Below are 13,723 nucleotides of genomic sequence, written 5' to 3' on the forward strand. Positions count from 1 at the left end.
GCTCATCCCTCCTCGCGCTGCTCGCGCTCGCCCTTCGGCTTGATCAGCTTCATGTGCACGACCGTTCCTCCCGCCTCGCCGCCGCTGCCGATTCGCATTTCCGAGCCGGGAGGGTAATAGAGCCGAATCCATTCGCGAACGTGCATCAGCCCGATTCCCGTCATTCCGGCCGGCTCCGCGCCTTGCGGAACGCCGCCCAGCTTCTGCAGATCGTCCGGCGAGATCCCGCGGCCGTTGTCGCGGATCGCAATGGCGATCGCCTCCTCCGTCGCGCTCGCCTCGATCCGTATGTCGCCTCCTCCGCCAAGCGGCACGAGCCCGTGGAACACGGCGTTCTCCACGATCGGCTGAACGAGCATCCGCGGCACCGGGAACGTCTCCGCCTCGGGCGCGATGTCAAGCTGCAGCCGGAATTCCGTATCGTAACGGATTTGCAGGATGGACAAATATTTCGCGACGATGTCCAACTCCTCCGCAAGCGTGACGAAGCTGCCCTTCTTGCCCATGTTGGCCTCCAGCAGCAGCACGAGCGACGACAGCGCGTCGTACGCTTTGGAGCTCTGGTTGTAGCGGACGAGCCACTTGATCGTGCTGAGCGTATTGAACAGGAAATGCGGATTGATGCGGTGCATGACCGCCCTCAGCTCCGCTTGGCGCTTGCTCTCCTGCACCTCCCGCACTTCGCGCACGAGCTCGTCGATTCGCTTGATCATTTTGTTGAACTGCCGGCTGAGCAGCCCGATCTCGTCCTTGGTCCGAACTTCCGTACGCGCCGTGAAGTCGCCGCCTTCCGCCACCTTCATCTGCGAAGTCAGCTGCTGGATCGGCTTCGTCACCTGGCGAGCCAGGACGAGACCGATCGCCACGGCGAGCAGCGCGAATCCGACGGCCGACGTCCAGATCATGCGGCGCATGCTCGTCAGTTGATCGGTTATTTCGTGGATCGGCACCGAGCCGACGACGCTCCAGCCGTTCGTCAGCGTCTGCTTGATATGGTAGAAGCGAACGCCGTCCTCCTCGTGCTCGAACTCGGCGGCGTTGCCGGACGCCGCCCATTCCCTCAGCTCCGGATCGGACAGAGGCTGCCCGAGACGGTCCAGTCGGCGGTCGATCACAATCGTCCCAGACTCGTCGACGACGAAAAATCCGCCGGTATCCCCGAGACGGATTTGTCCGATCCGATCCAATATTTTGTTGCCGTCCAGGTTAACGAGCAAATAGCCGATGTCGTCGAGCGACTCGAAATCTTTAATGACGCGGGTGACGGGCAGCACCAGATCGTTGATGTCCCCGATGCCGCTGTACGGATCGTAAGCCAGCTTTCCCCAAGCCGGCTTCCCGTCCTTCAGCCTGGCCATCCTGGCCCACTCCAGGTCGTCCAGCGATTGCACGTAGATTTTCGACAGCTTAAACGAACCGCTCCCCCAGCTTGTGCCTTCCTCTCTGAGCACGTACAGCGTTTTCACGAAGGAATTGGAGCCCACGTAGTTGTTCAGCAGATTGGACACGTACGTTTTGTAGGCTTCCTCCTCTTCCGGCGTCGGACTCGCATTGCGCGCGGCCTGCTGCAGCTTGACGTCGCTGTACAGAATGTTGGAGGCGTCCGTGCCGGCAAGCATGATCGCGGACAGAGCGTCGGCGGCCTGCCGGACGAGTTGAAGCGAGGAGACGCGGACGTTTTTCTTGACGAGCTTCGACGAAGCGTTGTAGAACAGCACGCTCGTCAGCGTCGGAATGAGAATGACGACGAGCAGGGCCAGGATCATTTTCGTCGCGAACCTTCTGCTCCCTCGAAGCCTCTGGGCCGCGCCCCATACGAGTTGATTCATTCCCGCTCTCCTCCCGTACGCCTATTGTACACCGCCGGGAGGACTCTATGAAAGCACTTTCAACATGGTGTCTCATATTCCGGAATTCCGTCCCCCGTCACCCTTTTACCGCCCCTTCGTTAAAGCCCGACTGCACGAATTTCTTCTGGAAGGCGATATAGATCAGAATGACCGGCAGCAGCGCGATGATCGAAGCGGCGAAAATTTGCCCGTAGTTGGTCGCGTACTTGTCGTTGAACATCAGAATGGCGATCGGCAGCGTGCGCAGCGCCTCGCTCTTGATGATCGTCAGCGCCAGGAAGTATTCCTCCCATGTCGCCTGGAACACGAAGATCGCGAGCGTTCCCATCGCGGGCAGCGACAAGGGCAGGTAGATGTTCCAATAGATGCGCCAGTTCCCCCCGCCGTCGATCAGCACCGACTCCTCCAGCTCCCGCGGAATGCTCTCGAAGAACCCCCGGAGAAAAAACATGTTGCCCACGACGCCGGTTGCGATGTAGACGAGCCATAATCCCGCGTACGTGTTCACCAGCCCCATATTTTTGATGATGATGAATTGCGGAATGATGTTGATGACCGACGGGATCATCATCGTGAGCAGGAACAAGCGGAATACGCCCTCCTTGCCGGGAAAAGAAAACCGCGCAAACCCGTATGCGGTCAACGAACTGACGAGCAGCGCTCCCAGCATCGCCACCGACGTGAGCAGCATGCTGTTGCCGAAGTATTGCGCGAAATGGTTTTTGCCCCACACCACCTGATAGTTGATGAAGTTGGGCGTGACGCTGAACACTTCCTCCGGCCTCGGCAGCGAGAACGTGGCGGTGAAGAAGGAAGTGAGAATCATATAAATGAACGGAAAAACGAACAGCAGCGCTCCGGCCACGAGAATGGCATATACGGCGAGCTTCGTCATCCATGGCGTTCGCATAGTCGGGTCTCCTCCAATCGTCGTCAGAACAAGCGTTGCTTGCCGATCTTGGTCATCTGGTAATACGTGACGGCAAATACGAGCAGCCCCATCATGACGCCCATCGCCGCCGCTTCCCCGAAGTGGAAGTGCTTGAACGCCTCCATGTAGATCAGGCTCGGAATGACCTGCGTCTGGTTCATCGGACCGCCGGCCGTAATGAAGTACACCTGCGGGAAAAAGCCGAACGCCCCGTTGACCAGATTGATCAGCACGAACACCGTAATCGGGCGCAGCATCGGCAGCGTCACGCGGAAAAACTTCCCCGTCGCCGAAGCGCCGTCCATGTCCGCCGCCTCGTACAAGTCGCGCGGGATGCCCTGGAGGGCGGCCAGATAGATGACAATGCCCCAGCCGACCGTCTTCCAAATATGGAACAGCCAGATCATGATCATCGCCGACCAGTAATGGCTCTTCCAGGCGATCGGCTCGGACAGGATGCCGACGTTCAGCAGCACGTAGTTGACGAAGCCGCCCGATCCGTCGGCGAACAAATATTTGAACAGCAGCGCAACGACGATCCACGACGTCACAATCGGCAAGTAGTACAGCGTGCGGAACGCGACCTTCATTTTCACGAATCGGGTATTGATGACGACAGCGAAAAACACCGCGAGAAACCAGTTGATCGGCACGGTGACCGCTACGTTGAGGAACGTGTTCTTGAGCGCGATCATGAACTTGTCGTTCGGATCGTCGAATACGGAGCGGTAGTTGTCCCACCCGACCCACGGACTGTTCTGTCCGGGTAAAATATTGAATTCCTGAAAGCTCACCTTGACGTTCTGGATCATCGGGTAGACGACGAAGACGAGAACGCCGACGAGCCCGACGGCGACGAACGGAAGAGCGTTCAGCCATTGCGTCAGACCGGTTCGGAACCGGGATTTGCGGGGCAGCGTCGCTTGCGTCACGGCTATGGCCTCCTTCTATGGGATAGCGACGGCCGCGCCGCGAGTGCTTCGCCGGCGCAGCCGTCTTCGTGGTAAAGCTACTTGGCCAGAATGGCGTTAATCTGCTTCACCGCTTCGTTCAGCGCGTCCGCCGCCGTCTGATCGCCGCGGATCGCTTTCTCCAGGCTCAGGTTGAAGATCGTCTCCATCTCGCCCCATTGCGGGATCGGCGTGCGCGGCAGCGCCGTGTTGAGCTGCTCGATGAACGTGCCGATGTACGGATTCTGGCCCGGATCGATCGCCTGCGCGGCCTCGCGGTTCGTCGGCACCATCCCGGCTTCGACCATGATCTGCTGCGGCTCCTTGCCGAGCATCCACTTCATGAACGTCCAAGCTTCCTCCGGATGCTTGGAATTGGCGAACGATACGAGGTTCTCTCCGCCGACAACCGAGATGCTGCCGCCGGGACCGGCCGGGAGCTGCGCGCGAACCGTTTTGTCCAGCGGGTTAAACGTGTTCTCCGCATCGCCGAGCAGAATGCTGAAAAACCACGGACCGTCGTCGATCATCATATACTGGCCGGACTTCAGGCCGTCCCACGAGCCCGGTTCTCCGCCGAGCAGCGCCGGAATGACGAGCCCTTCGTTGTTCCAGCTCACGATCGTCTCCAGCGCCTCGATGCTGGCCGGGCTGTTCAGATAACCGTCCACCTGCGTATAGTCGTCGTTCGTCACTTTGCCGCCGAGGCTCCAGAAGTAAGGCAGCACGCCCCACGCCCCGATGCTCGATACGCCGATGCCCTGCTTGCCTTGGGATTTCAGGTTGCGGGCGGCTTGCACGAGTTCGTCCATTGTCGCCGGCGCCTGATCCAGCCCCGCTTCCTTCAGCGTATCAGCGTTGTAGATGGCGACTTTCGTGTTCGTGTTAAGCGGCACGCCGTAATATTCGCCCTTGAAAATGTTCGTCTGCATCGGACTGTCGAATACGGCGCTCTTCACGTCGTCGAAGCCGGGCAGATCGCTCAGCTTCTTCAGCGCTCCCTTCGAGGCGAGCTCGGGCACCCAGATGATGTCCATCCGCATCAGATCGGGAGCCGCGTCGCCGGCCACCGCCGCGATCACCTGGTCCTTCAGCCCCTCGTACGGCATGCGGGTCAGCTTCAGCTCGATGTTCGGATGCTCGGTCTCGAACTTCGGCTTGATCTTCTCGAGCAGCACCTTCTCCTCGGAGTCCGAATACGTGTGCCAATATTCGATCGTGACCTTTTCCGCCGGTTTCGCGGAGCTCTCGGACGCCTTGCTCGGGCTGGCGCTTCCGCTCGGCGCCCCTTCGTTATTTCCCCCGCCGCATGCGGCCAATACGAACGTCAGCGCGAACGCCAGCACAACGGATAAGCTTTTTTTCATCGCCTGATCTCCCCCATTAACGTGATTTACATCTGACTCCGGGCAACCCCTTCGGCTGACCCGGAGGTTGGATGTCGTTGCTCGTTTAGTATGCGAGAATTCGGCCGGATTCGGAAACCGCTTACATTACGCTTTAGGGGGACTGCGTTCCGTAGTTTGACGAGGCTTGGACCGCACGCGCAGCAAAAAAGGTGTCGAACGTTCCGATTGCAATCGGAATGCCCGACACCTTATTGGGGTAATATTTCTTATTCCGCTTCGACCGCAACCGCAGCCCGGGCCGTGTTCGCCCGCACGACCGCTTCGAGAAGCAGTTGATTGCGATAGCCGTCCTCCAGCCCGGCGAATTCCGGGCTGGCCGGACTCTCGCCGCGGATGCGTTCGGCGAACTCCGCCCACGGGTTCAGCCCTTCGTTCTCCGCGACGTCGATCTTCTGGGTCGCCGTCTCCCTGCCGTCCTCCGTCGGATACGTCCAGACGAGCTGCCGGTCGTTCAGCGTGCTGACGCGCAGCGTCCCCTTCTCCCCGTACAGCGCGATCTCGTGCTGGTTGCCTGAGCCGAGCGCGTTGCGCGACGTCTGGAACACCCCGACTGCGCCGTCCGCGAAGCGGGCGTTAAAGCAGGCGAAGTCGTCGACCTTGACCGGTACGGACTCCCCCGTCCGCGGATGAGGGCGCTCCGGCACGATCGTCGTTAGCATTGCCTGAAGCTCGGCCATGCGTCCCCCGGTCAAATATTCCGCGATGTCGATCATATGCGAGCCGAGGTCTCCGAGCGTCCCCGTTCCCGTCACCGCCTCGTCGAAGCGCCACAGGAACGGCGTGTTTTTCACCGTCGAGCCCCAGTCCTGCAAATATTGCACGAACAGATGGTTGATGCGGCCCAGCTTGCCTTCGGCGACGAACTTCCGCGCATATTGGAAAGCCGGTCCGTTGCGGTACGAGAAATTGATCAGCAGCGGAATCGGGCGGCGGCGGTACGCCTCCAGCACCTCGCGCGCCTCGTCCAGCGTCCGCGTCAGCGGCTTCTCCGCGAAGAGCGGCTTGCCCGCCGCGATGCATGCCAGCAGAATCGCCGCATGCGAATCGTTCGGCGTCACGGAGACGACGCCTTCCACCCCCGCATCGGCGATGAGCGCATCCGCATCGCGATAGCGCCGCTCCTCCGGCACGCCCAGATTGCCGCCCACCTCCGCCAGCGCTTCCTCGCTGACGTCGCACAGCGCGACGATCTTCACGCCCTCCACCTTGCCCAACTGCTCGATATGATATCTTGCCATTCCGCCCAATCCGATAACTCCGATGCTGACTTGCCTGCTCACAGAGATCGCCTTCTTTCGCATGAAGAGGTTCAACCCTCATCATAAGGGTATCGCCTTATCGATTCGCAGCGCGCGGCGAAATTCCTGCAAGCCGCGGCATCTTCCGAATATAAAACACGGAATCGGAACGGGCGACTCCTTCTTGGCGGCAATGAACAGCGAAAAGCCCTCCGACCCGCAGCTGCGGAATCGAAAGGCTTCTCTCTCGCACGTATAGGTACATGGCTCAGGGAGCCAGGCTTTCCAGCACGTCCTCGACGATTTGCCGGTTGGCGATAATTCCGGTATACAGCCAGCTGGAATTGGCCGGATATTCGTGGACGTTGCCGTTTTTGACCGCTTTGACGCTCTGCCAGATCGGGTCCTTGAGCGCCTCCGACCCGGTGGCGGCGTCGCTGTTGATCAGGAAAATATGGTCGGCGTCCAGCTCGGTCAGCGCCTCCAGCGAGACGGATTTCCAGATGCCGCCCTCGCCCTTGGAGATGCGCTCGACAAGCTCCGGCACGGCCAATCCGAGATCGCGGTACAGCACGTCGCCGCTGGACTGGTTGTCGCTGACCATCCAGAACGTTTTGGACACGAGCCAGATGGCCGTGGCGGAAGGACGCTTGCCTTCGTACGCCGCGTCGATCTTCTCGCGGGCGACCCGCAATTCCTCATCGTACGAGTCCAGCACCGACTGGGCTTCCTCTCCCTTGCCGAGCACCTCGCCGATCTTGAGCAGCGCCTTGCGCCAGTCCGTATTCACTTCCTGGCCGAGGGCGTAGGTCGGGGCGATTTTGGCGTACGTATCGTATTTGCCGTCGGCGATCAGCGCCTCGTCCCCGATCAGAATCAAGTCCGGAGCGAGGCTGGTCACCGCTTCGAACGGAAGGTCGTGCGGAACCGTCTGAACGTCCGCCAGCTCCTCCTGCAAATATCCCATAGGCGAACCGCCGACCGACCACTGGGCTACCGGCTCGACGCCGAGCGCCACCAAGTAGTCTTCCAGATAAGACCCCAGCACGCGCTGGGGCTTGGCGGGCACAACCACCTCATGTCCGAGCGGATCGACCAGCGTCCGCTCCGTCTGCTCGTCCTCCTGAGGCTCGGCTTCCGGAGAAGCGGCCTCCTGCTCTTGCGAAGGAGCCGCCTGACCTGTACCGGCCGGTTCGGTCGCTCCGGCGTCCCCCGCTTTATCGTTATTGCCGCCGCAAGCCGCAAGCAGCATCACCGTCATCGCTGCGGCGACCAACGCATACAGCAATCTGTTTCTTCTTTTCCAACCCATCCTTCGTAACTCCTCCCGATTCCATAAACTGCCCCACTTAGATGAGATCGATTCTCATTATCATCGGACAATCTTATTTTATCAGGATGAATGCGGCCGTCTATGGATTAAAGTCATTCCTTTCATGCACAAAGACGCACGGGCCGCCGCCTGCCCTTCCGTGCTTCAGCAGCAGCTCTCTTTGCAGCTCCAACTGCTTGATCATCGACAGCATGTCCGCGGAATGGAACAGCTGCCGGTCGACAAAGTAAATACGATTGTTGCGATACGCCTCGATCGAGCTCCAAACCGGGTGACGCATCATACGAGCGACCCACGCCTCGCTGTCGGAGGTGAACGGATAGCAGACGAACATATGGTCCGCCGCATACTCCGGCAACTGTTCCATCCGCAGTTCGGTAATCATCCCCTTGCCCATGACGTGACGGCGAACGCTGTCCGGGGGCTCCAGCTCCATCGCCCGATACAGGTTGTACCCCCCGCGTCCGTGAAACTCGCTGAATACCCAGATGCTGTCGGGACTGAGCTCGTAGAGGCCGACCGTCTCGCCAGGAATGATAATATCGGCGATCTCCTCCCGAATCCTCTTCCCCCGCTCCATATAACGCGACACGCAGGCTTCCGCCTCCGCCCGCTTGCCGAGAGCGTCCGCCAGACGGCGCAAGCGCTCGACCGGGTCTCCGTACGGAACGACCATCGTCGGCGCGACCGCCTGCAGCTTGCCGATCAGCTCCGCGCCGAGCCATAGCGGCGCGACGATCAATTCCGGGTCCAGATCGATAACCGGCTGCACAGACGTCCGCCCCACGTCGACCAGATCCCGCACTTCCTCCCTCAGCAGAAAATGTTTGCCCAGCCCGCCGAAGTAGGAAGCTCCGACCGGCTTTACGCCGAGCGCGAGCAGGCTGCCGATCCAATCGTAGATGACGACCCGCTTCGGCTCGCTCAAGTAAGCCTTCGGCGAGAAGCCGGTCGCCTGCTTAAACTTGCGGCTCAAATACAGGCCGTTCGAGTAACCGACATTGCGGGCGATCTCGTCCAGATTGTCGCGGGTAAGCAGAAGCTGCTCCTTCGCCTTGCGAATGCGGATGCCGGCCAAATAGTCGGCGAAGCCGATGCCCGTCTCCTGTTTGAACAGGCCGGAGAAGACGCGCGGATGGAAGCCGGCCAGCGCCGCCATCGCATCCCTCGTAATCTCTTCGTTGTAATGCTGCTGCAAATACGAGGTCACCATGTGGATCGCCGTTCGGTGATCCGGAGCCGCGGCAGGACTGCCGGCTGCCGGGCTTTGCTCCCTCAACCGCAGCAGCAGCTCGTACAGCAGCATCTCCCTGCGCATGAGCTTAATGTCGTCGGTATCCGTCGAAGCGGCCAGAATGTCCCGAACAAGCTCCGCCGTCCGATAGGAAGCGCCGGTCTCGATCTCGCCGTCCGGCAGCCAGCGGTTCGTCCGTTCCCGGTAGACGCCTTCTTCGCCCGCCGCTTCGCTGCGGCGGACGATGGAGAAGCGCACGCAAGCGACTTCCAGATGGCGTTTATCGGCCGCCTGCATTTCCGCGAACCGGTCCGGATTGCAGAAGACGATCGTTCCCGGCGTCATCATCCATTGCTCCCCGTCGATCGCAAGCCGGCCTTGGCCTCCAAGGGCGGCGAACAGACAGTAGCCGTCCGTCCAGCGTCTGTCCGCCCCGTCCGCCGCTTGCAGCACGGTCCGCCATGCGCCCGTGCACGTATATAATTCATCCATAGGTCAGCGTATCCGTCCTTCGGCTAATCATTGTCGCGATGTACTTTCAGTGTACACGCATGACGGCCGTCGGACAATCGCTCGGCCCCGGACACCCGCCCGCTTTTACGACTTCGCTTTCTCTCTCCGCATAAGCAAATACAGGAAAAACGGCGCTCCGATCCCGGCCGTAAACACGCCTGCGGGAATGTCGAGAGGCTGGAACAGCGTTCTGCCGGCCAGATCGGACAACAGCAGCAGATTGGCGCCGATCAGCGCGGATACCGGAATGATTACCGCATGCGATCGTCCGGCGATTCTCCTCGCCATATGAGGCGCCAGCAGCCCAATAAAGGAAAGCGTGCCGGCTATGCCTACAGCCGCTCCCGCCAAGGCGACGCTGATTCCGATAAGGATGATGCGATGAAGCTGAAGCCGGCTTCCCAGACCGATGGCCGCGGCGTCGCCGAGCGACTGCACGTTCAATTCCTTGGCATAGAGCAGCGAGAGCGGCAAAAATAACGCAACCCACGGCCATAGCGCCTGAATGTACGTCCAGTTGGTGCCGTAGACGCTTCCCGTCATCCAGTTCAGCACCTGAGCCGCGAGATAAGCCGGGCCGCTGATCAGCAGGAACATCGTGATTGCGCCGGCCGCCGTGGAGATGCCGATTCCGATCAGCACGAGCCTCATCGGCGATACGCCCTTGCTCCAAGCCAGCACGTAGTTGATCGCGGCCGCGACGAAAGCGCCGGCAATCGCGACGACCGGAATCCAGTGAACGCTGTATCCCTGGAACAGCGTCATGAAGGCGACTGCGGCGACCGAAGCGCCTCCCGTCACCCCCATCAGATCGGGCGAAGCGAGCGGATTGCGAACGACGCCCTGGAGCAGCGCCCCGGACACCGCCAGCGCCGCTCCAACCAGCAGAGCCGCCATGATTCTTGGCATCCGGAGCTTCATGACGATCAGGTCGCTGCCCTGGTCGTTCCTTCCGATCAGAGACAGGACGACCTCCTTGAGGGGAACTCCCACTCCTCCTATCGACAGACAGACAAGCGCGGTCAACGCCGTTACAACGGTTAACGACAACAGCAGGTACATCGTCCTGCGCGAATTCCGCCTACTCATGCTTCCTCCTTCTCGCGACGCGGATCAGAAACGGAACGCCGATCAGCGCCGTCGCGACCCCTACGGGAACTTCCTTCGGCATCAGGACGAATCGCGAGGCGAGATCGGCCGTAACCAGAAGAATGGCGCCCGTTATCGCGCAATAAGGAATGAGCCAGCGGTGGTCGTTGCCGACGAGCGCCCTGCACAGGTGCGGCACGACGAGGCCAACGAACGCGATCGGACCGGCGATGGCGACGGAGCTGCCCGCGAGGAGCACGACGGCGACCGCCGCCGCGGCCCGGGAGATCAACAGTCTCTGACCGAGGCTCTTGGCGTTGTCGTCGCCGAGCGCCATGACGTTCAGCGATCCCGACAGCAGCATCGCCAGCGCCAGTCCCGCCAGCATGTAGGGAAGAACGTCCGCCAGGTGCTCCAGCTTCCTGCCCGAGACGGAGCCGATCATCCAGAACAAGGCGGATTCCAGCGATTGCTTGTGGAGAAGCATGAGCCCCGACGTAGCCGACGACGCGAAAGCCGCGATCGCGGCTCCGGCCAAGGTCAGCCTGACCGGCTCGAAGCCTCCCCGTTCGCGGGCGCCGATCGCATAGACGAACGCTGCCGCCGCGAGCGCGCCCGCGAACGCGATCCAGATCATGCCGCCGAGCGTCAGCGAAGAGCCGAAGGCGATCAGCCCAACCACGACGAACAGCGACGCGCCCGAGTTAATGCCCAGCACCGACGGCGACGCCAGCGGATTTTTCGTGACGACCTGCATGACCGCTCCCGCAACGGCAAGGCTGGCTCCCGTCGCAAGCGCCACGAGCGCCCGGGGCACCCGGGTCGTCGTCAGGATCAGATGGTCGTTGGAACCGTCGAAATGGCGGTAGGATTGCCACAGATCCGCGATTCCGTAATTGTGAAGACCGAGCAATATGCTCAATAAGACGCTTGCCAGCAGCAGAACTGCGCCGACGAACAAGCCGGCCGCCCTCTGCCTGCGGTTATGCAAACGAAACGCGTTTTCCTGCGATTGCTTCAACTGTCTCACCCGTCGCCCAAAAGCTCAACAAGCCGACGCGTCAGGGGCGTCAGCTTGCCGGCATGCCATTTCTTATTTCACTTCGAAGTATGCCACCAGCTCGTCCAGCAGCAGGTTCGCCGCTTCATAGCCTCCGGCCGTATTCCAGATCGCTTCGTCCACCTGGATCACCTTGTTGTTCTTGGCTACGCTCAAGTTTTTGAACAGCGGATCGTTCATCCACTCTTCCACCACTTTGGACGCGTCCGTAGAGCCCGGATTTTCCGATACGAAGTAGAACATGACGTCCCCGTCCATATTCGGAATGTTTTCCTTGGTCATAATTTCGATGAACGCGTCTTTGTCCTGCGCCTCAGGCCGGGCGATTCCAAGCTGGTTCAGCAGCACTCCGGCGAACGTTTGCTTCTGATAGATTCGCACCTGAGCGGCGGAGAAACGGACCAGGGACACTTTCGTCGCCGCCTTGTCGCCGAGCTTGGCCTTCACTTCCTCAACGCGCTTGTCGAAGTCGGCCATCGCCTTCTCGCCTTCCGCTTTTTTGTTGACCGCTTCGGAGTACAGCTCGAAGTTTTCCTTCCAGTTGCCGCCCAGATCGGCCGCGAATACGGTCGGCGCGATCGCCTTTAATTGCTCGTAGATTTTTTCCTGTCTGACTTTGTTGCCGATAATCAAATCCGGTTCGAGGCTGGCGATCAGCTCGACGTTGGGCTGAAGCTCGTCCCCTACCGCCGTTACGCCTTCCATTTCGTCCTTGATATGGTCGTACCACGGATCTCCGATCCAGGATTGCACCGCCCCGACCGGCTTGATGCCAACCGCCAGAAGCGCCTCCGTTCCTTCGTTGGTCAGAATGACGACGCGCTTCGGCGTGCCGACCAGCGTCTCTTCTCCCATCGCATGCTTGACGACGCGCGGCGCCTCGCTCGCGGATGCTTGCGGCGAGGACGCGGACGGCGACGCGACGCTGCCGGACGATGGCGACGGGCTTCCGGTGGCGGAACTATTGTTTGCCGCTCCGCACGCGCCGAGCAGCAAGGACAGACCTAGCAATAAAGTGGCGAACGTAAGAGCTCTCGATTTGACTTGCCATTGCATGTGTATGACTCCCTCTCTACCCAGTTGATAATGATTCTCATGTTCATTAACAATATAGCCGGATGAGCCGATCTTCGCAATGGAGGATCCGGACAAGCGAAATGGATTATGGCGACGCCCCTGAACGCTGCCGCCCATATCCTTGAAGCGAATCGGCGAAACCCCCTCCGTTTTCTTGAACAATCGGCCGAAATAGTAGCTGTCCGCGTAGCCTACCCCTTCCGCGATGTCTTTAAGGGTGAAATCCGTCGTCAGCAGCAGCTCCTTCGCCTTGTCCATGCGCACGCGAATGAGATAGTCGATCGGGCTCGTGCCCGTTCTGCTCTTGAACAGCCGCTGCAAGTGCCGCGGATGGCAGTCGAGCAGTCCGGCGAGAGATTCGAGCGTAATCGGCTCCTTATAGTTCTCGTGGAGGTAGCGAACCGCCTGCGCGACCGGGTCGGGCTTAAGCGCCGCCACTCCCTGATCGCCGAATTGCCGCAGCATTTCGTGCACGAAGCGATAAAATAAAGCTTTCGCATACAGCTTGTCCTCCGGCCTCTCCGGCCGCCAGCTTCCTTCCATCCGAACGAGCAGATCGAACAGGGCGAGCGGTTCCCCCGGCTTGAAGTCGTATTGCAGGCCGAACGGCCTCTCCTTCTCCAGCAGATTTACGAGCTCTTGGCGGCAAGGCGGCGATAAATTCGCCTTGTACAGGATGAGATAATACTCGAGCGGATCCTGCGCCTCGATATCGAGGCGAGTTCCTTTGCCCCCGTGCAGCACGTGAAACCGCTCCACAGATTTGCTCTCCCCGTCCAAACCGACGATCGCGCTTCCCCGAACGATATAGATAAAAGCGCTGGACGGCAGCCGATAAGCCCGCAGAGCCGTCCCCCGCTCCATATGCGTATGACGCAGGTCCATCACCTGGACGAACGCTTGGTTCCACAACAAGACATGGTCTCGATAATTCACTCGACGCTCCTCCCAACTTCCTTGCTCTCTGCCAAATTATAATTGAAAATCATTCTCAATAACAGGATTGTTTTGGATGGGAGGGGCGATTAAATCGAAAAAT

10 protein-coding genes are annotated in these 13,723 nt (G+C 60.2%); all 10 read right to left on the reverse strand.

The genetic code is table 11. The annotated features are described in order from the left end of the window. Positions 1-2 precede the first annotated feature (2 nt). Positions 3-1,829, reverse strand: a complete 1,827-nt coding sequence (locus tag B0G52_RS02315; protein WP_094041883.1) for a cache domain-containing sensor histidine kinase — start codon at positions 1,827-1,829, stop codon at positions 3-5. A 97-nt stretch (positions 1,830-1,926) separates the two neighbouring features. Further along, positions 1,927-2,760 (reverse strand): carbohydrate ABC transporter permease, encoded by an 834-nt coding sequence (locus tag B0G52_RS02320; RefSeq protein WP_233162271.1) that lies wholly within the window; start codon positions 2,758-2,760, stop codon positions 1,927-1,929. Positions 2,761-2,783: 23 nt separating this feature from the next. Then, positions 2,784-3,713 (reverse strand): carbohydrate ABC transporter permease, encoded by a 930-nt coding sequence (locus tag B0G52_RS02325; RefSeq protein ID WP_094041884.1) that lies wholly within the window; start codon positions 3,711-3,713, stop codon positions 2,784-2,786. Positions 3,714-3,790: 77 nt separating this feature from the next. Continuing rightward, complete coding sequence (locus tag B0G52_RS02330; RefSeq protein WP_094041885.1) at positions 3,791-5,098, reverse strand: extracellular solute-binding protein; 1,308 nt, start codon at positions 5,096-5,098, stop codon at positions 3,791-3,793. A 248-nt stretch (positions 5,099-5,346) separates the two neighbouring features. Continuing rightward, positions 5,347-6,420 carry a Gfo/Idh/MocA family protein gene (locus B0G52_RS02335; protein ID WP_233162272.1) on the reverse strand — a complete coding sequence of 358 codons (1,074 nt, stop codon included), beginning with the start codon at positions 6,418-6,420 and terminating at the stop codon, positions 5,347-5,349. A 226-nt stretch (positions 6,421-6,646) separates the two neighbouring features. Further along, positions 6,647-7,690: an ABC transporter substrate-binding protein gene (locus tag B0G52_RS02340; protein ID WP_094041887.1), complete on the reverse strand. Its 1,044-nt coding sequence runs from the start codon at positions 7,688-7,690 to the stop codon at positions 6,647-6,649. Between the two features lie 100 nt (positions 7,691-7,790). Next, positions 7,791-9,437 (reverse strand): AraC family transcriptional regulator, encoded by a 1,647-nt coding sequence (locus tag B0G52_RS02345; protein WP_094041888.1) that lies wholly within the window; start codon positions 9,435-9,437, stop codon positions 7,791-7,793. Positions 9,438-9,542: 105 nt separating this feature from the next. Continuing rightward, positions 9,543-10,547: a FecCD family ABC transporter permease gene (locus B0G52_RS02350; protein WP_094041889.1), complete on the reverse strand. Its 1,005-nt coding sequence runs from the start codon at positions 10,545-10,547 to the stop codon at positions 9,543-9,545. Further along, on the reverse strand, positions 10,540-11,568 hold the full coding sequence (locus B0G52_RS02355) for a FecCD family ABC transporter permease (protein WP_233162275.1): 1,029 nt from the start codon (positions 11,566-11,568) through the stop codon (positions 10,540-10,542). The genes B0G52_RS02350 and B0G52_RS02355 overlap by 8 nt, the downstream gene beginning before the upstream one ends. Positions 11,569-11,640: 72 nt before the next feature. Further along, on the reverse strand, positions 11,641-13,620 hold the full coding sequence (locus tag B0G52_RS02360) for an AraC family transcriptional regulator (protein WP_233162277.1): 1,980 nt from the start codon (positions 13,618-13,620) through the stop codon (positions 11,641-11,643). Positions 13,621-13,723: the final 103 nt, after the last annotated feature.

Source organism: Cohnella sp. SGD-V74 (assembly GCF_003001675.1).
Taxonomy (GTDB): Bacteria; Bacillota; Bacilli; order Paenibacillales; family Paenibacillaceae; genus Cohnella.

What these genes read in the sequence shown, in the direction of transcription:
- B0G52_RS02315 (WP_094041883.1), bottom strand. Translation starts at nt 1,829, where the DNA reads ATGAATCAACTCGTATGGGGCGCGGCCCAGAGGCTTCGAGGGAGCAGA.
- B0G52_RS02320 (WP_233162271.1), bottom strand. Translation starts at nt 2,760, where the DNA reads ATGCGAACGCCATGGATGACGAAGCTCGCCGTATATGCCATTCTCGTG.
- B0G52_RS02330 (WP_094041885.1), bottom strand. Translation starts at nt 5,098, where the DNA reads ATGAAAAAAAGCTTATCCGTTGTGCTGGCGTTCGCGCTGACGTTCGTA.
- B0G52_RS02340 (WP_094041887.1), bottom strand. Translation starts at nt 7,690, where the DNA reads ATGGGTTGGAAAAGAAGAAACAGATTGCTGTATGCGTTGGTCGCCGCA.
- B0G52_RS02345 (WP_094041888.1), bottom strand. Translation starts at nt 9,437, where the DNA reads ATGGATGAATTATATACGTGCACGGGCGCATGGCGGACCGTGCTGCAA.
- B0G52_RS02350 (WP_094041889.1), bottom strand. Translation starts at nt 10,547, where the DNA reads ATGAGTAGGCGGAATTCGCGCAGGACGATGTACCTGCTGTTGTCGTTA.